The organism is Microcella daejeonensis (assembly GCF_026625045.1).
GTDB lineage: Bacteria > Actinomycetota > Actinomycetes > Actinomycetales > Microbacteriaceae > Microcella > Microcella daejeonensis.
In genome coordinates this window covers 888,726-912,106 of the sequence record NZ_CP113089.1, presented here as the reverse complement: position 1 = coordinate 912,106, position 23,381 = coordinate 888,726, and the positions used below count along the sequence as shown (strand labels likewise).

The 23,381-nt window shown below is 72.0% G+C and carries 17 protein-coding genes; 14 read left to right on the top strand and 3 right to left on the bottom strand.

Annotation, left to right across the window (positions count from 1 at the left end; translation table 11 throughout):
- Nucleotides 1–142 precede the first annotated feature (142 nt).
- The 11 genes from OVN18_RS04415 (at nucleotide 143) to OVN18_RS04365 (ending at nucleotide 16,750) form a co-directional block, all read left to right on the top strand.
- On the top strand, nucleotides 143–7,339 hold the full coding sequence (locus OVN18_RS04415; RefSeq protein ID WP_267782230.1) for an SdrD B-like domain-containing protein: 7,197 nt from the start codon (nucleotides 143–145) through the stop codon (nucleotides 7,337–7,339).
- A gap of 199 nt (nucleotides 7,340–7,538) precedes the next feature.
- A complete protein-coding gene (gene dnaK / locus OVN18_RS04410; protein ID WP_267782229.1) occupies nucleotides 7,539–9,410 on the top strand; it encodes a molecular chaperone DnaK in 1,872 nt (623 codons plus the stop codon).
- A 2-nt stretch (nucleotides 9,411–9,412) separates the two neighbouring features.
- On the top strand, nucleotides 9,413–10,141 hold the full coding sequence (locus OVN18_RS04405; RefSeq protein WP_267782227.1) for a nucleotide exchange factor GrpE: 729 nt from the start codon (nucleotides 9,413–9,415) through the stop codon (nucleotides 10,139–10,141).
- Between the two features lie 9 nt (nucleotides 10,142–10,150).
- Entirely contained in the window at nucleotides 10,151–11,140 is a 990-nt protein-coding gene (locus OVN18_RS04400) for a DnaJ C-terminal domain-containing protein (protein WP_267782225.1), read from the top strand.
- A gap of 39 nt (nucleotides 11,141–11,179) precedes the next feature.
- Complete coding sequence (locus OVN18_RS04395; protein WP_267738377.1) at nucleotides 11,180–11,596, top strand: heat shock protein transcriptional repressor HspR; 417 nt, start codon at nucleotides 11,180–11,182, stop codon at nucleotides 11,594–11,596.
- On the top strand, nucleotides 11,593–12,777 hold the full coding sequence (locus OVN18_RS04390) for a class I SAM-dependent methyltransferase (RefSeq protein ID WP_267782223.1): 1,185 nt from the start codon (nucleotides 11,593–11,595) through the stop codon (nucleotides 12,775–12,777). The genes OVN18_RS04395 and OVN18_RS04390 overlap by 4 nt, the downstream gene beginning before the upstream one ends.
- A gap of 41 nt (nucleotides 12,778–12,818) precedes the next feature.
- The gene (locus OVN18_RS04385) at nucleotides 12,819–13,307 is read left to right on the top strand and encodes a hypothetical protein (RefSeq protein ID WP_267782221.1); all 489 of its coding nucleotides are present in this window, start codon (nucleotides 12,819–12,821) and stop codon (nucleotides 13,305–13,307) included.
- Complete coding sequence (locus tag OVN18_RS04380; RefSeq protein WP_267782219.1) at nucleotides 13,304–13,852, top strand: hypothetical protein; 549 nt, start codon at nucleotides 13,304–13,306, stop codon at nucleotides 13,850–13,852. The genes OVN18_RS04385 and OVN18_RS04380 overlap by 4 nt, the downstream gene beginning before the upstream one ends.
- Before the next feature lie 165 nt (nucleotides 13,853–14,017).
- Entirely contained in the window at nucleotides 14,018–14,686 is a 669-nt protein-coding gene (locus OVN18_RS04375) for a hypothetical protein (protein ID WP_267782218.1), read from the top strand.
- Nucleotides 14,683–15,183 (top strand): RNA polymerase sigma factor, encoded by a 501-nt coding sequence (locus OVN18_RS04370; RefSeq protein ID WP_267782216.1) that lies wholly within the window; start codon nucleotides 14,683–14,685, stop codon nucleotides 15,181–15,183. Before OVN18_RS04375 ends, OVN18_RS04370 begins: the two co-directional genes overlap by 4 nt.
- A gap of 82 nt (nucleotides 15,184–15,265) precedes the next feature.
- Nucleotides 15,266–16,750, top strand: coding sequence for a glycosyltransferase (locus OVN18_RS04365; protein ID WP_267782214.1), 1,485 nt, complete (start codon nucleotides 15,266–15,268; stop codon nucleotides 16,748–16,750).
- A 15-nt stretch (nucleotides 16,751–16,765) separates the two neighbouring features.
- Here the strand turns inward: OVN18_RS04365 and OVN18_RS04360 are convergent, their stop codons facing one another.
- Nucleotides 16,766–17,440 (bottom strand): NADPH-dependent F420 reductase, encoded by a 675-nt coding sequence (locus tag OVN18_RS04360; protein ID WP_267782212.1) that lies wholly within the window; start codon nucleotides 17,438–17,440, stop codon nucleotides 16,766–16,768.
- Between the two features lie 92 nt (nucleotides 17,441–17,532).
- Here OVN18_RS04360 and OVN18_RS04355 point away from each other — a divergent pair, with 92 nt between their 5' ends.
- Both OVN18_RS04355 and OVN18_RS04350 read left to right on the top strand, forming a co-directional pair.
- Complete coding sequence (locus tag OVN18_RS04355) at nucleotides 17,533–18,258, top strand: hypothetical protein (protein ID WP_267782209.1); 726 nt, start codon at nucleotides 17,533–17,535, stop codon at nucleotides 18,256–18,258.
- 140 nt (nucleotides 18,259–18,398) lie between these two features.
- Complete coding sequence (locus OVN18_RS04350; RefSeq protein WP_324287796.1) at nucleotides 18,399–20,567, top strand: ATP-dependent Clp protease ATP-binding subunit; 2,169 nt, start codon at nucleotides 18,399–18,401, stop codon at nucleotides 20,565–20,567.
- 43 nt (nucleotides 20,568–20,610) lie between these two features.
- On the opposite strand, the gene OVN18_RS04345 is transcribed toward OVN18_RS04350, so the two are convergent.
- Nucleotides 20,611–21,081 carry a GyrI-like domain-containing protein gene (locus OVN18_RS04345; RefSeq protein ID WP_267782206.1) on the bottom strand — a complete coding sequence of 157 codons (471 nt, stop codon included), beginning with the start codon at nucleotides 21,079–21,081 and terminating at the stop codon, nucleotides 20,611–20,613.
- 198 nt (nucleotides 21,082–21,279) lie between these two features.
- Here OVN18_RS04345 and OVN18_RS04340 point away from each other — a divergent pair, with 198 nt between their 5' ends.
- Nucleotides 21,280–22,359, top strand: a complete 1,080-nt coding sequence (locus OVN18_RS04340; protein WP_267782204.1) for a zinc-dependent alcohol dehydrogenase family protein — start codon at nucleotides 21,280–21,282, stop codon at nucleotides 22,357–22,359.
- Between the two features lie 195 nt (nucleotides 22,360–22,554).
- Here OVN18_RS04340 and OVN18_RS04335 read toward each other — a convergent pair whose 3' ends face one another.
- Entirely contained in the window at nucleotides 22,555–23,376 is an 822-nt protein-coding gene (locus tag OVN18_RS04335) for a fumarylacetoacetate hydrolase family protein (protein ID WP_267782203.1), read from the bottom strand.
- Nucleotides 23,377–23,381: the final 5 nt, after the last annotated feature.

Genomic DNA, 23,381 nt, shown 5'->3' with positions numbered 1-23,381 from the left:
TTTCGCTCGCGAACGGCGGATCATGTGAAATACATTCGGCGGAGCAGGGGGCTCGCGTCGCGCGAACTCTCCTGAGAGCTCCGCACCCTTCGCACTCCCGGCGCACCCGACAGAGCGCCCCGAACATCCGAGGTTCTTCGTCGTGCCCGATTCGCTCCGCCGTGCCCTCAGCGCGCTCACCGCCCTCGCAGTCGTCGCCGCATCGCTGCTCGTGCCGTCAGCACCCGCGCTCGCGGCGGGCTCGCCCGATGTGTCCCTCAGCCGCACGGTCGCCCCCTCGACGCTCTACGGGGACGACGTCTCCGTCACGCTCGAGGCGACGCAGTCCACCGGGCCGGACGGGTACAACCTGAGCTTCAGCGACGTGATCCCGCCGGGGGCGACGGTCACGAGCTCCTCGGTGCCCGTGAGCTCGAGCATCCCGCTCGCCGACGGCAGCACCCGGGTGATCTTCTCCAACGTCGCCGACCTGCTGACCGGGGCGCGCGCGTCGGTGCAGTACGCCTTCGACTACCCGACGGGCACGTACGCGGTCGGGGCGGTCCTCAGCGGGACGGCCGAGGCGCACGTGAACAGCAACCCCCGGGTGCTGCCGCGATTCGACTCCGCCACCGGGGCGGTCGTTCCCTCGACATCCACCGGGTTCGACGACGCGAGCTCGAGCACGACGCTCGTGCCCTTCCGCATCGAGAAGAGCGAGCCGAGCGCCGAGGCGGAGCTGCTGCGCGGCGTGCAGGACCACATCACGGTCTACTCCCTCACGATCGTGAACAACTCGGTCGACGCCTCCAGCGGCTTCCAGATCGTCGACCACCTGCCGGCGGGCCTCGAATTCCTCGGCTGCGCACCCGTCGACAACTCGGCCGCAGGCACGGAGGAGTACCCCGGCGCCGGCCGCATCGGCGACTCGGGCTTCCCGACGCTCACCGACTGCGTGGAGCCCGACGAGGCGATCGTCGTCGAGGCCGATCCCGACGGGGCGGGCCCGCTGCCCCTCGGCGTCTACACGCGGGTGACCTGGCCCGATCTGGGGGCGCTCGCGGCGGGGGCGAGCCGCACGATCCAGTACGCCGCGGGCATCCCGCTGCGCGAGAACGTCGTCACCGGGGGCCCGGACGCCACCGCGACGCTCGACGACAACACCGGCGCGCTCACGAGCGACGAGCAGGCGCTGGAGAACCACGCGCTGCTGCGCGGCGTGTTCCGCGGCGTCGAGTACACCGACGAGACGACCGAGACGGTCTCGGCGGAGGACGTGCTCGTGCGCAAGTCGGTCGACTCGGGCGCGATCGAGCAGAACGCCCTCGACGGCTGGACGCTCACGATCGAGTCGAGCGAGTACGCGACGAGCACGGGCGACATCACCGTCACCGACGTGATCCCCGACGGGCTCGAGTTCGCGACCAGCGTTCCCGCGGCGGACGGCCCCGCGGTGGACAACGCCGACGGCACGCAGACCGTGACCTGGACCCTGCCGGGCTTCACCGCGCGCAACGGCGTCTCCACGATCCAGTACTCGACGAGCACCCTCACGAACTACCGCGCGACGGGTGGACCCGTCAGCGCGAACGACAGCTGGACGAACTCCGTCGACCTCGCGACCATCGCGACCGTCATCGTCGCCGGCGACGGCTCCCCGGCGCTGTTCTCGATCATCGATGCCTCGAGTGCGAGCCAGTCGGGCGTCGGCGTCACCATCGACAAGCTGGTGGCCGAACGGTCCGACGCGCTCATCGATTGCGGCACCGGCGCGGGCCTGACCTTCGTGGAGTCGACCGGCGGGTTCCGGGTCGGCGACCTCGTCTGCTGGCGTCTGGGCGCGACCTTCCCCGGCGCGCTCGACACGCTGCAGAACACGATCACCGACTTCCTGCCCGCCGGGTTCGTCTTCGAGAGCTTCGACTACACGGCGGCCAACACCGTGCCGGAGGTCGACGTCGTCTTCGCCGGCGCTCCCGGTGACGCGAGCGTCGAATGGGATCTCACGCAGGTCGACGTCGGCGAGCGCTTCGAGGTCGTCGTCACCTCCCGGGTCGCCTCCGCCGACGCGGTCGAGGATGGCGACGTCGTCGGCAACCTCATGAAGATGTCGTACCGCAACACCGCGGGCGACGTGTTCCAGCTGCGCGACGAGGCCGACGCCGAGCTCGTGCGACCCGTGCTCGGTGTCGACAAGAGCACGGTCTCGGTCGACGGCGTCGTCGGCGCCCCGGTCACCGCGCTGCAGGCCGGAGAGGTGGTCGCGTACAGCGTCGCCGTCGCCAACACCGGGGGTGCCACGGCCGCCGACGTCAGCGTCCGCGACCTGCTCCCGACCGGGATCGAGTGCGCCGATGTCAGCGCCGTCAGCGACGGCGGCGTGTGCTCGACGGGCGATCGCTGGATCGAGTGGACGATTCCGAGCGTCGCCGTCGACGCGACGGAGGCGGTGACCTACAGCATCACCATCCCGGCGACCGTCACGGCGGGCGACGAGTTCACGAATACCGCAGGGGTGCGCAGCTACGACGTGGTCGCGAACACGGGCGTCGTCACGGAGTACGTCCCCTCGAGCAACATCGACCCGGCGCTCGAGTCGCAGGCGAACAGCCCCGTCGCCGACGACGCGGTCACCGTGCGCGCGGCCTCGACCGCCGTCGTGAAGACGCTGCTCACCGCGGTGACCGAGAGCGGCAACACCGCGGCTGCCCAGGCGGCGATCGGCGAGCAGGTGACCTTCACCGTCACGGCCACCATTCCGCAGGGGACCACGCTGCACGACGGTCCGCGAGTGACCGACACGGTCGACGGGCGTCTCGAGATCATCGGCACGCCGACCTACCGCGTCGCGGGGGGTCCCGAGCAGAGCGCGGTCGTCAGCGGGCAGATCGTCACCGCGGCGATCACCCCCGACCCCTACGTCAACGCCGCCGACAGCGGCGACGACACCGTCGTCCTCACGATCACCGCCCGAGTCCGGGAGGCCGCCGGGGTGACGCGCGGCACCACCATCCCGAACTCCGCGACCCTCGCCTACGAGACGGCGGCGGGCACGCCTCGCACGTCGTCCGGCGATAGCCCGACCGTCCAGGTCGTCGAGCCGAGCATCACCATGAGCAAGACCAACGACGCCGCCGCCGGGCGGGTGGTGCCGGGCCAGCTCGTGCAGTACTCGATCCAGGTCAGCAACGCGGCGACGGCGAACGTCTCCACCGCGCACGACCTCGTGGTGACCGACGACGTGCCGACCGACCTCATCCCCGTCGACGCGGCGGGCGACCCGGCGGCCGACGGCGCCGTCCTCCCCGGCGGCGGCGTCTGGAGCAGCGGCGACCGCACGATCACCTTCGCGATCGCCTCCCTCGCGCCGGGCGCCTCCACCACCGTCACCTACCCGGCGCGCGTCGCCGACCCGGTGACGAGCGACGGGCAGATCGTCAACCGGGCCACGACCCGGGCATCCTCCCTGGCGGGGGTCGTCGACGGCGAGCGCACCACGGTCTCGCCGCGCGGTGGCGCAGGTTCGGGCTATCTGGCCACCAGCAGCTCCACGGTCCGGACGCCGAGCCTCGGCCTCACGAAGAGCGTCGACGCGGGCGTCCGCACGATCGGCGAGATCGCGACGTACACGCTGCGGGTGAGCATCCCGGCGGGCATCGTCTCGTACGACGCGACGATCGTCGACACGCTGCCGACCGGGGTCGCGTTCCGCGAGTTCGTCTCGGATGACTGCGCGCAGGCGAGCGCGGCGTGCGCGCCGGCGGTGGACGCCGAGCGCATCACCTTCACGGGTGCGGGCTCGGCGAGCACGGTCGGGTTCTCCCTCGGCGACATCGCAGCCGCTCCTGCCGAGCGCATCGTGACCATCGTCTACACCGGCGTCGTCACCGACGCCGTGTCGGCGGGGGCGACCCCGACGAACAGCGCGCGGTACTTCGTGAACACCACGAACGAGCTGAGCGCGCCGCCCAGCACGGTGCCGCAGCCGGCCGACTTCGACAGCGTCGGCACTCCGGCGACCGCGAGCGTCACCGTCGTCGAGCCGCGCCTCGTGATCGATAAGGACGTGGTCGGCCAGAGCGCCGACCTCGACACCCGTCGCGCTGCTCCGGGCGATGTGCTCGAGTACACGCTGACCGTGCGCAACACGGGCACCTCGCCGGCCTACGACCTCGTGGTGACCGACGCGCCGGATGCCCGCCTCACGGGCTACGCGGTCGTGGGCACCCCGAGCTTCGTGCCGGTCGACGTGGATCCCTCCGATGGAACCCTCCGGTGGAGCATCCCCGGCCCCCTCGCCGTCGGAGCGAGCGCGAGCATCACCTACCGCCTCACCGTGCCGGCCGACCTCGACGAGACCGACGAGGTCGTGGGTGCGGAGGTCGTCAACACCGCCGACGTGATCGCCTACGCGGGCGTGCCCGCGGGTTCTCAGACCGACGGCATCACCTACCGCACCTACGACGACGTCACCCCCGACGTGGTGTCGGTGGAGCTCGACCTGGCCTCGATCGGCGACCGCGTCTGGTTCGACGTGGACGGCGATGGTGCGGACGACGCGGGGGAGCCCGGCATCCCCGGCGTCGGCGTGACGATCACTTTCGCGGGCGTCGACGGCGCGTTCGGCACGGCCGACGACGAGGTGCGCACGACGACCACCGCGGCCGACGGCTCGTACCTGGTCGAGACCCTGCCCGGCGGTCTCTTCCGCGTCGCGGTCGACGGATCGACCCTGCCCGCGGGGATGACGCCCTCCTACGATCTTGACGGCGGGGCGGCGACGCCGAACGGCAGCTGGCAGGGCACCCTCGCCGAGGGTGCTGCGAAGCGCGACGTCGACTTCGGGTACGCCGGCACCGGATCGATCGGCGACCTCGTCTGGTTCGACCGCGACCGCGACGGCAGCGTCGATGCGGGGGAGCCGGGCGTGCCCGGCGTCACCGTCACCCTCGTCTGGGCCGGATTCGACGGCGACCTCGCGACCACCGCGGACAATCTCACCTCCGTCACCACGACCGACGCCGCGGGCGCCTACCTCGTCGAGGGCCTGCCCGCCGGCGAGTACTCCGTCGCCGTCTCGACGCTGCCGGCCGGCGCCTCCGTGTCGTCCGACCCGCTCGGCGGGACGAGCGCGACCGTGACGACGTCGCTCGGCGCCGCCGAGCAGGAGCGCGGTCAGGACTTCGGCGTCGTCGGCGACGCCTCGCTCGGCGATCTCGTCTGGCTCGACCGGAACGGCGACGGCGTGCGCGATGCCGACGAGCCCGGCATCGTCGGCGCGACCCTCGAGATCATCGGCCTCGGCGCCGACGGCGTGCTCGGGGGCGGCGACGACGCGGTGTTCGGCGTCACGACCGACGCCGACGGCCTCTACTCGCTCGACGGCCTGCTGCCGGGCGACTACGTCGTCACGGTGACCGGCGGGCTGCCGCTCGCCGCGGTGAACAGCTACGACCTCGATGGCGACCTCGACGACGCGGCGGGTGTGACCCTCGGCGCGGGCGATGAGCGTCTCGACCTCGACTTCGGCTACGACGCCGCCTCGATCCTCGGCGATCTCGTGTGGTGGGATCTCGACGGCGACGGAGCGGTCGACGAGGGCGAACCGGGCCTGCCCGGCGTGGGCATCCGCGTGCTGTTCTTCGGGGCCGACGGCCTCGAGGGGACGGCGGACGACCTCGTCTTCACCACCACCACCGACGCCGACGGCGCCTGGGCCGTCGTCGACGTGCCCGAGGGCTCCTACCGGGTGAGCGTCGACAGCGGAGTGCCCGCCGGGTTCGCGTCGACCTACGACCTCGACGGCTCCGGGGAGCTCGCCGACGGCAGCGCGGAGTTCACCCTCGACGGCGGCCGGCTCGACGTCGACTTCGGCTACCGCGGCGACAGCAGCATCGGCGACCGCGTGTGGCTCGACCTCGACGGCGACGGCGTGCAAGGCGACGGGGAGCCCGGCATCCCCGGCGCCTCCGTCGAGCTGCTGTGGTTCGGGCCCGACGGGGTCGAGGGCTCGGCCGACGACGTCGTGCTCGTGACCACCACCGACGGGGCCGGGGTCTACTCCTTCATCGGGCTGCCCGCGGGCGAGTACCGCGTGACGGTCGATGAGAGCACCGCCGTCGCCGAGCTCGAGCCGACCGCGGATCGCGACGGCGCTGCCGACCGCACCACCGTGGTCTCCCTGCCGGGCGCGACCGCGGTCGACGACGCCGACTTCGGCTTCATCGGCACGGGCGCGATCGGCTCGACCGTGTGGCTCGACCTGGACGGCGACGGTCTGCGCGACGAGGGCGAGCCGGGCATCCCGACCGTCGTCGTCACCGTGACCTGGGCCGGGCTGGACGGCATCCTCGGGAACGAGGACGACGCGGTCTTCACCACGACGACCGATGCCGACGGCGCGTACCTGCTCGACCGCCTGCCCGCAGGCTCCTTCACCGTCGCGCTCGAGGGCGTGCCCGCGGGGGTCGTCTCGACCGCCGACCCCGACGGCGAGGGCGACGACCGCTCAGCCGTCGTGCTCGGCGACGGCGAGCAGCGGCTCGACCAGGACTTCGGGTACCGCGGCGACTCCGCCGTCGGCGATCTGGTCTGGCTCGATGTCGACGGCGACGGCGTGCGCACGGGCAACGAGCCCGGCATCGCCGACCTCGCGGTCGAGGTGCGTCACGCCGGCGCCGACGGCCTTCTCGACACCGCCGACGACCTCGTCGTGGTGGTGCGGACGGGAGCCGACGGCGGCTACCGCGTGGGCGGCCTGCCCGCCGGTGAGGTGCGCGTCTCGTACGGCCCGGATGCCCTGGCCCGCGGCCTCGTGCCCGCGAGCGACCTCGACGGAGGCCCGGCCTTCTCGACGCTCGTGACCCTCGAGGCCGGCGAGATCCGCGACGACGTCGACTTCGTGGTCGTCGGAAGCGCGATGCTCGACGGCATCGTCTTCGACGACGCCGACGGCGACGGCGTGCGCGATCCGGGCGAGCTCGGCCTTCCGGGCGTGCGTCTCGATGTGGTCTGGCAGGGGCCGGCCGGTGCCGTGACGATCTCCGTCACGACCGATTCCCAGGGCCGCTGGTCGCTCGAGGGACTGCCGGCGGGGCGGTACACGGCCACGGTCGACCGGTCGACGGTCGCCGAGGAGTACCGGGAGACCGTCGCGACGGGCGGGTCCATCGACCTCCCGGCCTTCGGCTCGGCCTCGGTGGTCGACGGCTTCACCACGCTCGCGCTGCCGGTCACCGGAGCGACCGCGTCGCTCGCCGTCATCATCCTGCTCGGGCTCTCGCTGCTCTGCGGCGGCGCGGTGCTGGTCCGCCGGCGACGGGAGACCGGGCTGCAGGACGGAGCGGTCGCCACCGTCTGATCGGGAGCGGCGGACGGAGAGGGTCCTGGCGATGGCCAGGGCCCTCTCCTGCGTGCAGGAGGGGCGGCGGCATCCTGAGAATTGAGTCGGTGCCGCTCAAGTTTCGGCCGCTCGACTTGACACGAAACGAGCGGGTCGGGAAACTTGACACTGCGCGGCTCAAGTTACCGCGCCCCCGATCTTAGAAGGAGCAACTCTCATGGCTCGTGCCGTCGGTATCGACCTCGGAACCACCAACTCCGTCGTCTCCGTGCTCGAAGGCGGTGAGCCCACCGTCATCGCGAACGCCGAGGGCTTCCGCACCACCCCCTCCGTCGTGGCCTTCACGAAGGACGGCGAGGTGCTCGTCGGCGAGACCGCCAAGCGCCAGGCCGTCACCAACGTCGACCGCACCATCGCGAGCGTCAAGCGCCACATGGGCACCGACTGGAAGCAGGCGGTGGACGACAAGAACTACACCCCGCAGGAGATCTCGGCCCGCATCCTCGCCAAGCTCAAGCGGGACGCCGAGCAGTACCTCGGCGAGCCGGTGACCGACGCGGTCATCACGGTTCCCGCGTACTTCAACGACGCCGAGCGCCAGGCCACGAAGGAGGCCGGCGAGATCTCGGGCCTCAACGTGCTGCGCATCATCAACGAGCCCACCGCGGCGGCCCTCGCCTACGGCCTCGACAAGGGCAAGGAGGACGAGCTCATCCTCGTCTTCGACCTCGGTGGCGGAACCTTCGACGTCAGCCTGCTCGAGGTGGGCAAGGACGACGACTTCTCGACCATCCAGGTGCGCTCGACCGCCGGTGACAACCGCCTCGGCGGCGACGACTGGGATGCCCGCGTCGTCGACTACCTCATCAAGCGCTTCAAGGACTCGACCGGCGTCGACGTCTCGAACGACAAGATCGCCAAGCAGCGCCTCAAGGAGGCCGCGGAGCAGGCCAAGAAGGAGCTCTCGGGCTCGATGAGCACGAACATCCAGCTGCCGTACCTCTCGCTCACCGAGAACGGCCCGGCCAACCTCGACGAGTCGCTCACCCGCGCCAAGTTCGAGGAGCTCACGAGCGACCTGCTCGACCGCACCAAGAAGCCCTTCGACGACGTCATCCGCGAGGCCGGCGTCAAGGTCGCCGACATCGCGCACGTCGTGCTCGTCGGCGGCTCGACCCGCATGCCCGCCGTCACCGAGCTCGTCAAGAAGCTCACCGGCGGCAAGGAGCCCAACAAGAGCGTCAACCCCGACGAGGTCGTCGCCGTGGGCGCCGCCCTGCAGGCCGGCGTGCTGAAGGGCGAGCGCAAGGACGTGCTGCTCATCGACGTCACCCCCCTGAGCCTCGGCATCGAGACCAAGGGCGGCATCATGACGAAGCTCATCGAGCGCAACACGGCCATCCCGACCAAGCGCAGCGAGACCTTCACGACGGCGGACGACAATCAGCCCTCCGTCGCCATCCAGGTCTTCCAGGGCGAGCGCGAGTTCACCCGCGACAACAAGAACCTCGGCACCTTCGAGCTCACCGGCATCGCCCCGGCGCCCCGCGGTATTCCGCAGGTCGAGGTGACCTTCGACATCGACGCGAACGGCATCGTGCACGTCTCGGCGAAGGACAAGGGCACCGGCAAGGAGCAGTCGATGACCATCACGGGCGGCTCGTCGCTCGGCAAGGAGGACATCGAGCGCATGGTGCGCGAGGCCGAGGAGCACGCGGCGGAGGACAAGCAGCGCCGCGAGGCGGCCGAGGTGCGCAACAACGCCGAGCAGCTCGCCTACTCGATCGACAAGCTGATCAAGGAGAACGAGGCCTCGCTGCCCGACGACGTCAAGGGCGAGGTGCAGGCCGATGTGGATGCCCTCAAGACGGCGCTCGCGGGTGACGACGAGGCGGCCGTGAAGACCGCCTTCGACGCGCTCAACGCCTCGCAGTCGAAGCTCGGCGAGGCCATCTACGCCTCCTCGCAGGCGGCCGCGGCCGACGCCTCCTCCGCGGAGGGCGCCGAGGGCGCCCCCGCCGGATCGAACGATGACGACGTCGTCGACGCCGAGATCGTGGACGACGAGGACGACAAGGACAAGAAGTAGTCATGGCTCGCAAGCGCAATGACGACGACGACGCCAAGCCGGTCATCAAGTCGCGCAAGTACGTCGACCCCGAGACGGGGGCGACGCGCGACCTGCCGCTCGACGGTTCCGAGGCCGGCGGCGAGGTGCCCGCGGGCACCGAGCCGCTGGCCGAGGACGGCGCCGTGACCGACGCCGAGACGGTCGAGGAGCTCTTCGCGGTGGAGGACGCCGACGTCGAGGTCTCGTCGTCGGCCGAGCCGCCGGCGGGCGCCGCCGATGCGGCGAGCGACCTCGACGCCGACATCGACCACATCCTCTCCGAGGCCGGGCAGCGCGAGATCGAGGAGTACCGCGATCGCGCCGCCCGCGCCGAGGCGGAGCTGGCGAACTTCCGCACGCGGGTCGAGCGCGATCGCGCCGCGAACCGCGATGCGGTGATCGCCGAGGTCGTGCGCACCCTGCTGCCGGCGATCGACGACCTCGATCGGGCATCCGCTCATGGCGACCTCGACGACGGCCCGCTCGCGCTCGTCGCCCAGAAGCTGCGCACCGGGTTCGAGAAGTACGGTCTGCGCCGCGTGGGCGAGGTGGGCGAGCCCTTCGACCCGAGCTTCCACGAGGCGCTCGTGCAGCTGCCGAAGCCCGACGTCACGGTGAACACCGTGGGCGATGTCATCGAGGTCGGCTACGCCCTCGGCGACCGCCTCGTGCGGGCGGCGAAGGTGGCCGTCTTCACCCCGGAGGGCTAGGCCGACGCGATGGCCAGCAACGACTGGTTCGAGAAGGACTTCTACGCGGTGCTCGGTCTGCCGAAGACCGCGACCGAGGCCGAGCTGAAGAAGAAGTACCGCAGCCTCGCGCGGCAGTACCACCCCGATTCCAATGCGGGGGATGCTGCCGCCGAGGCGCGGTTCAAGGAGATCAGCGAGGCCTACTCGGTGCTCTCCGACCGCGAGCAGCGCGCCGAGTACGACCAGATCCGAGCCATGGGGTCGGGAGCCCGCTTCAGTGCGGGCGGCGCCCCCGGCGGCGGCTTCGACGACGTCTTCGGCGGCATGTTCGGCGGCGGAGCGCCCGGCGGTCGGCGCGCGCAGGCCGGCGGCTTCCCGGCAGGCGGCGGCTTCGAGGACATCTTCGGCGGCCTGTTCGGCGCGCAGGGCGGCACCGGCGGCCCGGCCGGCTTCGGCCGCGGGCCGCAGAAGGGCCGCGACCAGACGGCGCAGGTCTCGCTCGAGTTCATGACCGCCATCCAGGGCGACACCGTGCAGCTCGAGCGCTCGGGCGGCCGCCCGCTGTCGGTGAAGATCCCCGCGGGGGTCGCCGACGGGCAGAAGATCCGCCTGCGCGGCAAGGGCGAGCAGAGCATGACCGGCGGCGAGCCGGGCGACCTCGTGCTGACGGTGCAGGTGCGCCCGCATCCCGTCTTCCAGCGCGACCATCTCAACCTGCGCGTCGACGTGCCCGTCACCTTCCACGAGGCGGCGCTCGGCGCGACGATCGAGGTGCCCACGCTCGGCGGCGAGCCCGTGAAGCTGCGCGTCGCCCCCGGAACCCCGAGCGGCCGCGTTCTGCGCGTCAAGGGCCGCGGCGTCGTGACCCCGAAGGGCACGGGCGATCTGCTCGCGACGGTGCAGGTGGCCGTGCCGAGCCACCTGAGCGCCGAGGCGAAGAAGAAGCTCGAGGAGTTCGCCGCCGCCCTGCCGGAGGAGAACCCCCGCGACGACCTGCTGACGCGCGCCCGCGCGTAGCCGCTGACACCGAGGCGGAGGAGGAGCATCATGGCGAGCATGGATGAGAACAGCCCGCTGTTCGCGATCGCCGTCGCGGCCGAGCTGGCCGGGATGCACCCCCAGACCCTGCGGCAGTACGACCGCCTCGGGCTCGTCTCGCCCACCCGCACCGCCGGGCAGAGCCGCCGTTACTCGATGCGCGACGTCGTGCAGCTGCGCGAGATCGCGCAGCTGAGCTCGGAGGGGCTCAACCTCGAGGGCATCCGCCGCATCCTCGAGCTCGAGAACGAGGTGACGGGCCTTCGCGAGCGCGTGCGCACGCTCGAGGCGGCGCTCGCCGACGAGATGCTCGCCCGCCCCGGCCGCCGCGTCTTCGCCGCCGGCTCGGAGGGCGAGGTCGTCAGCCTGCGCGCCGGCACCCGCACCCAGAAGGCCAATCAGCTCGTGGTGTGGCGCCCGCTGCGTCGCGGATGAGCGGGGTCGATCCGGCCGCGTCGGCCGATTCCGTCGCCGCCTCGCCGCCCGCCGCTCCCTCCGCGCCCTCGCCGCTGGAGTCCCTCCTCGCGGGCCTGCGCCGCGCCCCCGACGTCGACGACACGACGCTCGTCGCCGTCGACGCGGCCGATCGGCACCTGCTCGACGCGGTGGCCGAGCGGGTGCGCGAGGCTCCCCGGGCGAGGATCGCCGTGCTGGGCGACACCCACGGCGCGCTGACGCTCGGCCTGCTCGCCCTCGGAGCGGCGCAGGTGCACGTCTGGCAGGACTCGATCGTCGGGCGCGAGGCGCTGCAGGGCAATGCCGGGCGTGCGGCCCTCGAGGGGTTCGCCGTGCACGACGAGGCGGCGGATGCCGTGCGCGGGGCATCCCTCGTGCTCGCCCGCCTGCCGCGCGCGCTCGACGCCCTCGACGAGCTCTCCCGCATCGTCGCCCGCGAGGCGGCGCCCGATGTCGTGCTCGTCGCCGGCGGCATGATCAAGCACATGAGCCTCGGCATGAACGACGTGCTGAAGGCCTCGTTCGGCCGCATCGACGTCTCGCTCGCGCGGCAGAAGTCGCGACTGCTGACCGCGCGCGAGCCGCGGCCTGGCGTGAGCCTGCGCGAGCCCGAGCGGGCGCACGAGGCCGAGCTGGGGCTCGAGATCGTCGCGGCGCCGGGGGCGTTCGCGGGGGCATCCCTCGATATCGGCACGCGCGCCCTGCTTGCCCAGCGGCACCGGATGCCCGCCTGGAGCACCGCGATCGACCTCGCCAGCGGCACCGGCGTCGTCGCCGCGCTGCTCGCCCGCGAGAACCCCGCCGGCCGCGTCATCGCGACCGACGTCTCGGCGGCCGCCGTGCGCTCGACCCGCCTGACCGCCGAGGCGAACAGCGTCGACGTCGAGGCGCGTTGGGCCGACGGGCTCGACGGGGTGCCGGAGGGCACGGCCGACCTCATCCTCCTCAACCCGCCGTTCCACGTGGGCGCCGCCGTGCACACGGGCATGGCCCGGCGGCTGTTCACCGAGGCGGCGCGCGTGCTGCGCCCCGGCGGCGAGCTGTGGTGCGTCTTCAACTCGCACCTCAAGTACACGCCCGAGCTCGAGCGGGTCATCGGCTCGACGCGGCAGGTCGCGCGCGATGCGAAGTTCACCGTGACGGCGTCACGCCGGCGCTGAGCGGAGCTGAGGGATAGTCTTCTCGCCATGAGGGCGACGCGGTGAAGGCCGACACCAGCAGATCGTGGCTCTATGAGCCGGTTCTTGCCGCGGCAATCGGTCTCGCAGCGTTGGCCGCGTGGGTGATCGCTTACTCCCTCCAGCTGCGTGCATCCGGACTCGAGCCTTCGAGTGCATCCGCTCCTGACACCTCCTGGCAGGAATCGCTCCTCGGTGCTTCCTGGCTGCTTCTCGTCCTCGTGTGGGTGGTCGTCGCGGCCCTCCTCAATCGGCTGGTCGGCGCCGCGACTGCTCCTCGGCGCATGGCGGTCTCCTTCGCCGCCGCGGTCGTCGTCATCGCACCGTTCCTGGCCCTCACCGTCCTGGGGCTCGCCGAGAGCGACGGCTGGCGAGGGATCGGCGTCGTCCTGCTGCTCTTCCAGCTGAGCGTGCCCGCTCTGGCGGTCGGCCTTCACCTTCTCGCGCTGCCGCTCGCATCGCGATGGGACCGCCAGCGTCGTTCGACGGGCCTTCGATCCCCCGCCGCATGATCGTCGAGTCATGGGTCGTGTTCTCGATCGGCTACGCGGCAGTCACGGTGCTCGCCATTGCGGGGTACTGGTGCGTCGCACGACTCGCTTCCCGCCGGTGGAGGCGTCCGTGGCTGGCTGTCGCCGTCATCGTCGTGGGAGGCCTGGGGATCGTTTCTCTCATCGACGACTCGTTGGAAGCTCCGCGGGCCTTGGAGAGACTCGACGCGAGTCCCGGATTGCCCGCGACGTACACCGCCGAGGGGTCGAGCTTCACGCTCAGCGAGGACGGCAGCGCAGTTCTGACGAACGTGGTCCTCGCCGACGCCGTCACCCGGAACGACGCGGGGCGGTGGTGCCTATCGGGCGAGTCCGAGTCGGTCAGCGGTGACGCGCGCTGGACGATGACCAGAGACGGTCGGATCCGCATCGACGTGCGGGACAAAGTGAGCCAGCTCTTCCCGGACCCGAGGCCGCTGCTCGGATACGGATGGGTAAGGGGATACCTGCTGACGTCGTGCGACGTTCCGCTGGCCAGTGAGTACTGGGCATCACAGCGACGCTAGATGCTCCACGATCACGCCGAGATCGGCGCAGGTTCGAACGATGGCGGGATAGCGGTGACGTCTGTGCCGATCGACGACCATCGCCCCGCAATTCGAATGCGCCCAGGACGTTCTGACGCCGACCGGACATTTACAGGGTGAGAACACCACCACGATGGAGGCCCTGTGAACCCGGACACGCCAGACCCGCTCGACATCATGCTCGATGCCTCAGCACCGGCCGGTGCGCCGCCGCGGCCGGAGGATGTGAAGTACATGATCGCGCAGGCAGCGCAGCAAGCGGCGCCCCGACGGCGACACGCACCCCTCGTGGTCGGCGGAGTCGTGATCGCGCTCGTGGCCGGGGGAACCGGCGTGGCGGCCGCGTCCGATGGACTCTCCTGGGCGCCGTGGGCTCAGGACCCTGCGGTGTCGATCGAGTTCACGATGGCGTCCGGCCTGCGGTGCGAGATCCGCCACTCCGAGTACTCCGGGGGCGCCGATCCCTCGGTCGTGCGCGACGTCAATGGTGTTCTGGACGAGTGGTATCGGTCGGGTGAGATGTTGTCCGCCGTCCAGCGACTGGTCCCGAACGTCATTGATGATCTCGGGCCGGACTTCGGGATCGCGGAGGGAGAGGATCCGACCTCTCTGACCGACGAGCAGGTCGAGCACGCGGACTGGGTCCGGGAGTGGACCGCCTGGAACACCGCGCTGAGCGAGGCGGAATTCGACGAACTCGCGCGTCAGGGCATTACCGCGGATGATCCCGGTCTGTCGGGTAGTGAACGCGCCGGTCAGATCAACTGCCGTGACATCGACGGCAGTCCGTTCGTACCGGGTGCGGGATCGTGACGGACCATGACTCGCCTGCGGCGCGCCTGACTGCAGCGTTGCGGGGGGCCGCTCCTGACCTCCTGGCGTATCTCCAACGGCGCGTCGGCCATTCCGACGCGCCTGACCTGCTGGGGGAGACCATGGTCGTGGCGTGGCGCCGCGTGCAGGACCTGCCTCGAGAGGACGAGCAGGCGCGGATGTGGCTGTTCGGCATCGCGCGAAGCACCCTGCTGAACCACGCCCGGGGGGAGCGTCGTCGATGGGCGTTGGCGGATCGAATCCGAGACTCGGCGGGCGGGGAGTCGGGGCCGAGCGCTGATGACGGAGCGGAGGTTCGCGATGCCATCGACCGCCTGGATGACGACCTGCGTGAGCTCGTGCGCCTGATCCACTGGGAGCGCATGTCGCTCGTGCACGCAGCGCAGCTGCTCGGAATGCCGCCGTCGACCGCGCGAACGAGATACGCACGGGCGAAAGCACTGCTCCGCGAGGCCCTGCAGCTCGCGGTGGGGTGATCTGCCGACCTGACGGCCCCGGTTCTTCAGGCCGAAACCTGCATCGCCGGGCACGTCACGCGCCGCTCGCTAGCCTGAACCCGTGCCCGAGTCGACCGTCGCCTTCCCCGCGGCCCACTATCTGATTGCGACGAGCCGGCTGCGGCCGGGGCTCGACGGCGGGTACACCGTGGCGACGCTCAACCGGGCGCGGCTGTTCGCCGAGCAGGCCGGGGTGCGCGCGACGCTGCTCGCCTTCGACCTCGCGCCCGAGTCGGGCGGGTTCCTCGACGGGTTCCGGACGATCGGGCTCGCCGATGAGGGCACGCGGCTGCAGACGATCCTCGAGGCGGTGCGCGAGCATCCCGAGATCCTGCGCGAGGCGGCCGAGCTGTCGCCCGCGCTCGCGGACCCGCAGCCGCAGACCGGCACTCCCGATCCCGCCGACCTTGATCCGACCGGCACCCCCTGGCGCATCCTCGTGCGCGACGCCGACGGCGCGATCACGCATACCGACTTCCTCGACGCCGAGGGCCGCCCGCTCTTCCGCCTGCCCTACATCTCGGGCCGCGCCGACTGGTGGCGCGCCGAGGTCGAGGTGCCCGTGCTCGGCGAAGACGGGCGCGAGCTCGGCCGGCTCGACGGGTTCCGCGGGCTGTACCGGGCGTGGATGCTGCACGTCGTGCGCGAGGAGGCCCGCGCCGACGAGGCGGCCGGCCGGGCGCGGCTGCCCGTCGTCGCGATCGTCGAGGCCCGGCAGGTCGGGGAGCTCGTGACGGGCATCCCGAACCTGACGATCGTGCACACGGTGCACAGCGCCCATGTCGGCCCTCCGTACACGGCCGACGCGCCCATGGACGCGAGCTGGGCCGGCTGGATCGACACGATCGGCGAGTACGACGCCGTCGCCTGGCTCACCGAGCGGCAGCGCGCCGACGTGCATGCGCGGTTCGGCGAGGGCGTCGCCCGGTCGTTCGTCGTGCCGCACCCCGCCGAGCCCGTCGCCGACCTCGACCCCGCCGAACCCCGCGACCCGATGCGCGCCGTCATGATCGCGCGCCTCGCCCCCGGCAAGCGGGTCGATCACGCGATCCGGGCGTGGCCGGCGGTGCTCGAGCGGCATCCGGATGCCCGGCTCGACGTCTACGGCGACGGGGCGCTGCGCGCCGAGCTCACCGAGCTCATCACGGCGCTCGGCCTCGTCGACCGCGTCACGCTGCGCGGCAACGACCCCGCCGCCCCGGAGCAGCTGCGCACCGCCGCCGCCCTCGTGCTCACCACCCTCTACGAGGGGCAGTCGCTCGTGCTGCTCGAGGCCGCCGCCCGCGGCTGCCCCGCGGTCAGCTACGACGCGCCCTACGGCCCCGGTGAGACCATCCAGGACGGGGTGACGGGGCGGCTCGTGACCTCGGGCGACATCGCGGCGCTCGCCGAGGTGCTCGGCGACGTGCTGGGCGATGCGGAGGGCATCCAGCGGATGTCGACGGCCGCACGCGCCTGGGCCGACGCGAACGGCCCCGAGCAGACCGCCGCCCGATGGGCGCAGCTGCTCGAGGCCGTGGTGCCGCGCGAGGCGGCGGCGGGCTGACGCGCCCGCGCCGGGTCACATGTCGCGGTAGCGCTTCGCCTCGGCGAGCTTCGCCTCCAGCTCCGCCGCCGTGAAGCGCGGGCCGTAGGCGGGGGTGTCGCGCTGGATGCGCCAGCTGTCGGCGAGCGTTCCGCCGTCGTAGGGGTCGAAGCCGATCTCGTCGATGAGCGACGAGACGAAGCCCTTCGCGCTCTCGTCGTCGGCGTGCACGGTGAGCGCGCGGCGGTTCTCGGTGCCGCTCGGCTGCGCCTGCCCGGTGATGTCGTCGCTCGGGATGTGGTTGAACGCCTTCACGACGGTCGCGCCCGAGAAGTGGCGGGCGACGTACTCGGCGGTGGTCAGGGTCTCGTCGTCGAGCTCGGCGATCTGCCCGTCGCGCTGCGGGTAGTAGTTGTTGGTGTCGATCACGGTGCGGCCGGCGAGCAGCGGGGCCGGGATGCTCGGCACGGCCTTCAGCGGAATGGTCACGACGACCGTGTCGCCCGCCTGCGCCGCCTGCTCGACGGTGCCGGCGGTGACGGTGCCACCGCCCCCGTGGGATGCCGTGGCGGCGTTGATCTCGCCGACGAGCTCCTCGAGCGTCTCGGGGCCGCGGGAGTTCGCGATGGTGATGTCGTGGCCCGCGTGCGCGAAGGCGCGCGCGAGCTGGGAGCCGATGTTGCCGGAGCCGATGATTCCGATTGCAGTCATGACTCCACTCAATCGCGGTGCGGTCGCGAGAATTCCCCGACAGACTGGGTGCTGAGGCGATTCAGAGCGGATCGCCGGGAGGAGTCCCGCGCATGACCGACCCGCAGGCAGGCCTCACGCCGCCCCAGAACCCCTACGCCGCTGCCGCGCCGGCCGGTGGCCTGCAGGACAACCCGTACGCGGCGACCCGCCCGGTGCGCCCGCCGCTCACGCCTCGCGCCCGCACCGGCGCGTTCATCGCCGGGGCCGTGACGATGGTCATGGTGTCGATCGGCGGCACGCTCATCGCCGTCCCCCTGCTGCTGCTCGTCATCGGCTCGATCGTCGCGGCCGTGGCGTCCTCGTTCGGCGGCGAGCTCGCCGGGGCGCTCGAGAGCATCGAGCGCGTGGCGCCCGTCGGCCTCATCATCGGCATCGGGATCGGTGTGGTGCTGCTCGGCGTCGTGCTCGTCGTCGCGGCGCTGTTCATCAGCCGGGGCATCCTGCGCGCCCGCGGTCTCGAGCGGGCGTGGCCGATCACGTGGGCCGGCCTCGGCATCGCGGCGGTCGGGGGCTGGATCGCCAGCGGCCTTCTCAGCATCCCGGTCCAGCTCTCCGGCCCGATCCTCGCTGGAGCCGGCGGGCGCGGCTCGGGCGAGATCGAGGCCGTGCTCGGCATCGTCTCCTCGCTCGCCGGCGTCGCCGTCACCGCGGTCATCGGCGCGATGTCGTGGTGGTGGATGGCGCACGTGATGCGGCCGGCGGGAGCTGTGCCGGCGGGCGCAGCGCCGGCGGGGGAGCCCGCCGCGCCCGCCGCGCCCGGCGCTCCCGCGGCCTGAGCCGGGCGCCCCTCGGCGCCCGCGCGTTCGCCCTGAGCGTGCGCGGGCCCTGGCGGAGCATCCCGTCACAGGCATAAACTTGAGTCATCGCGGCTCAGGTTTCACCGCGGCACTCGCAGAGCGAAGGACGGCACACGATCATGGCGAACATGCAGGGCGCGCCCTCCAGCCAGGAGAAGCAGAAGTCCGCGCTGGAGATGTACGGCGTCAACCTCACCGAGATCGCCCGCTCGGGCAAGCTCGACCCCGTCATCGGGCGCGACGCCGAGATCCGACGCGTCAGCCAGGTGCTCAGCCGGCGCACCAAGAACAACCCCGTGCTCATCGGCGAGCCCGGTGTCGGCAAGACGGCCGTGGTCGAGGGGCTCGCCCAGCGCATCGTCGCAGGCGACGTGCCCGACTCGCTCAAGGACAAGCAGCTCGTCGGCCTCGATCTGGCCGCCCTCGTCGCCGGCGCGAAGTACCGCGGCGAGTTCGAGGAGCGCCTCAAGGCCGTGCTCAAGGAGATCGACGAGAGCGACGGCCGCGTCATCACCTTCATCGACGAGCTGCACACCCTCATGGGCGCGGGCGGCGGCGAGGGCTCCGTCGCGGCGGCCAACATGCTCAAGCCCATGCTCGCGCGCGGCGAGCTGCGCCTCATCGGCGCCACCACGCTCAACGAGTACCGCGAGTACATCGAGAAGGACGCCGCGCTCGAGCGCCGGTTCCAGCAGGTCTACGTGGGCGAGCCGACCGTCGAGGACACGGTCGCGATCCTGCGCGGCCTCAAGGAGCGCTACGAGGCCCACCACAAGGTCGCCATCGCCGACAGCGCGCTCGTCGCCGCGGCATCCCTCAGCAATCGTTACATCACCAGCCGCCAGCTGCCCGACAAGGCGATCGACCTGGTCGACGAGGCCGCGAGCCGCCTGAAGATGGAGATCGAGTCGAGCCCCGTCGAGCTCGACGAGCTCAAGCGCGCGGTGACCCGCCTCGAGATCGAGGAGCTCGCGCTCAAGCGCGAGAAGGACGACGCCTCGAAGGCGCGCCTGGCGAAGCTGCGCGACGAGCTCGCCGACAAGACGGCGCAGCGGGATGCCCTCTCGCAGCGCTGGGAGGCCGAGAAGCGCGGCCTGACCGCCGTCGGCGACCTCAAGACCGAGCTCAACGCGGCCCGCATCGAGCTCGACCGCGCCATGCGGGAGGGCCGCTACCAGGAGGCCTCGAAGCTCAACTACGAGGTCATCCCCGGCATCGAGAAGCAGATCGTCGAGGCCGAGACCGTCGAGGCCGGGCCGCGCATGGTCAACGACCAGGTGACCGACGGCGACATCGCGAGCGTCGTCGCCGCGTGGACGGGCATCCCCGTCGACAAGCTCACCCAGGGCGAGACCGAGAAGCTGCTCACCCTCGAGAGCGAGCTCGGCAAGCGCATCATCGGCCAGAAGGACGCGGTCGCCGCCGTGAGCGAGGCCGTGCGCCGCACCCGCGCTGGCGTGAGCGACCCCGACCGGCCGACCGGCTCGTTCCTCTTCCTCGGCCCCACGGGCGTCGGCAAGACCGAGCTGGCGAAGGCGCTCGCCGACTACCTCTTCGACGACGAGAAGGCGCTGCTGCGCATCGACATGAGCGAGTACGGCGAGAAGTTCAGCGTCTCCCGGCTCATCGGCGCCCCTCCGGGCTACGTCGGCTACGAGCAGGGCGGGCAGCTGACCGAGGCGGTACGCCGACGCCCGTACTCGGTGATCCTGCTCGACGAGGTCGAGAAAGCGCATCCCGAGGTCTTCGATCTGCTGCTGCAGGTGCTCGACGACGGCCGCCTCACCGACGGCCAGGGCCGCACGGTCGACTTCCGCAACACCATCCTCGTGCTGACCTCGAACCTCGGATCGCAGGCGCTCATCGACCCCTCGCTCGACTGGGAGGCGAAGACGGCGGCCGTGCACGACATGGTGCGCCAGGCCTTCAAGCCCGAGTTCATCAACCGGCTCGACGACATCGTCATCTTCGCTCCGCTCACTCTCGCCGACCTCGGCCAGATCGTCTCGCTGCAGGTCGACCGGCTCGAGCGTCGGCTCGCCGACCGCCGACTGCAGCTGGCGGTGACGCCGGATGCCCGCACCTGGCTCGCCGAGCGCGGCTACGACCCCGTGTACGGGGCGCGGCCGCTGCGCCGGCTCATGCAGCACGAGATCGACGACCAGCTCGCCCGCGCGCTGCTCGGAGGGAGCATCCACGACGGCGACGTCGTGCGCGTCGACGTGGCCGAGGACGGCGAGAAGCTCAGCGTCGGGCGCATGGAGGACGTGCCGGTTCCGGAGGCCTGAGCCTCCGCAGGATGGAACCTGGCCCCTGGCGCGCCGTATCGGGTCAGCGCGCCAGGGGCCAGGTGATCTCGGTGAGCAGGTCGGCGGGGTCGCCGCCGGGGGTCGGCTCCGTGAGGTAGGACTCCCACATCATCGGGCCGGGCTCGAGACCCTGCTCGTGCAGCCAGTCGGTGAGCGCCTGGTAGCTCTCGCCGAGGGCGTCGTAGGCGCCGCGGTGGATGACCCGGGCCACGCGGCCCGCGGGCAGCGTGAGCGAGCTCACGCCGTGGACGGGCGAGACGGGCGTCGCCGTCGGCACACCGGCGGCCACCGTCGCGACACCGCTCGGAACACCGGAGTACACCGCCATGGGCGGTCCGGCGGCGACGATGCCCTGCTGCGCGAGCACCGACGGCACCATCGTGAAGGCGCGGTCGAAGAACTCCGTCAGTGCGGCCACCGGCACGGTCTCGCGCAGCACGGCGACCGTCATGGGCGCGATCGTGAGCAGCACGGGGGTGGACGCATCGGTCATCGGGAACCTCGGGGACGTCGGGGAGCAGCGGGTATCGGGGGGTGAGAGCAGTCTCGCCCGCGACGTCGCTCGCCGTGCGGGCCGAAGGTCCCCCGGGTCACTGCGCGGGCGGCGGCGCGGTCGACTCTGCGGGCGGCGCCGCGGGCCGCGTCGGGTGCGCCCAGTGGATGCCCACGTCGCGTCGATAGCCTCGACACCATGCGCGCCACGATCATCCACGCCGCCCGCGACATCCGCCTCGAGGAGGTCGACGACCTCGTCCTCGCCGCAGGCCTCGGCGAGGGCGGCGAGCCGGCGAGCGGCCGCGACGCGATCGTGCGCGTCGTCGCCGCCTGCGTCTGCGGCAGCGACCTCTGGCCCTACCGCGGCGTCACCGAGACGAAGGAGCCGCGCGCCATCGGGCACGAGTTCGTCGGCGTCGTCGAGCAGATCGGCAGCGCCGTCACGGGCGTGGCCGTCGGCGACTTCGTCATCGCCCCGTTCTACGACTGCGACATGACCTGCACCAACTGCCGCAACGGCGTCAGCCCCTCCTGCCTCGACGGCAACTGGTGGGGCCGCCCCGACCGCGAGGGCTTCCCGACCGGTGGCGCGCAGGCCGAGCGCGTGCGCGTGCCGCACGCCGACGGCTCTCTCGTCGTCGTGCCCGGCCCCGTCGACGAGGCGCTCGTGCCGCACCTGCTCGCCCTCAGCGACGTCATGGGCACCGGCCACCATGCGGCCGTCTCGGCCGGCGTCGGCCCGGGCTCGACGGTCGCGGTCGTCGGTGACGGGGCCGTCGGTCTCTGCGCCGTCATCGCCGCGAAGCGCCTCGGCGCCGAGCGCATCGTCATGATGTCGCGCCACCCCGACCGCCAGGCGCTCGCCCGCCGCTTCGGCGCGACCGACGTCGTCGAGCAGCGCGGCGAGGAGGGCGTCGCCGCGGTGAAGGCCCTGTTCGATGACATCGGGCCGGATGCCGTGCTCGAGTGCGTCGGCACCGCCGAGTCGATGGAGCAGGCCATCCTCAGCGCCCGCCCGGGCGGCATGGTCGGCTACGTCGGCGTTCCCCACGGCGGTGCCGAGCTGCCCATCCGCACCCTCTTCGGCACCAACGTCGGCGTCAACGGCGGCGTCGCCCCCGTGCGCAACTACGTCGAGGAGCTGCTGCCCGACGTGCTCTCGGGCGCGATCGAGCCCGGACTCGTGTTCGACCTCGAGCTGCCGCTCAGCGAGGTGGCCGAGGCCTACGCGGCCATGGACGAGCGCCGCGCGACGAAGGTGCTGCTGCGGCCGTAGTCGGGCATCCCGCCCCCGCCGAGAACTCCGACGTTCGGCACTGCCCCGTCGGAGATCTCGGAAACGGCGACCCGGTCGTCCCACGTGCGCGGAACTCGGGGCTCGTTCGCCGGGAGTTCCGAGACTTCCGACGCGAGAGGCTGCCCGCGGGCGCGTGGCGCCGAGCACCACCCGGCGTCGAGCACGACGCGGCGCTCAGGCGGCCGGCGTCTCCGCGACGATCGGGTTGCGCAGCTCGCCGAGCCCGTCGATCGCGACGACGACCTCCTCGCCCGGCGTCATCCACCGCCGCGGCTCGCGCACCGAGCCGACGCCGCCCGGCGTGCCGGTGGCGATGATGTCGCCCGGGCGCAGCGCGGTGAACGTCGAGACGTAGGCGATGAGCTCGGGCACGCCGAAGATCAGCTGATCGAGCGTCGACGACTGCAGCCGCTCGCCGCCGAGCGTCAGCGTGATGGCTTGCGGGCCGAGTGCGCCGACCGTGTCGCGGGAGACGATCCACGGCCCGATCGACCCCGACTCGGGGAAGTTCTTGCCCGGCGTGAACTGCGAGGTGTGCCGCTGGAAGTCGCGCACCGAGCCGTCGTTGAGCAGCGTGTAGCCGAGAACGTGGTCGAGCGCGCGCTCCGCCGGGATCGCCCGGCCGCCCGTGCCGATGACGACGGCCAGCTCGGCCTCGTAGTCGAGCTGATGCGAGACCGCCGGCACGACGATCGGCGCCCCCGGCCCGACGAACGAGTCGGGGTATCGGGTGAAGACGACGGGGTGGGAAAGGAGCTCCCGCCCGGTCTCGGCCACGTGGTCGCGGTAGTTGAGCCCGACGCAGAGGATCTTCGTGTCGGGCAGCAGCGGCGCGAGCAGCGTGACGTCGGTGAGCGGGATGCTGCGCGCGAGCATCCCGTCGCCCGCCGCGGCCGTCTCGGCCAGCGTCAGCGGCTGCTCGCTCACGAGCGCCACGGAACCCTCGACCCGCGCCCACTGCTCGCGGCCCCCCTCGGAGATGCGCGCGACGATCACGGCAC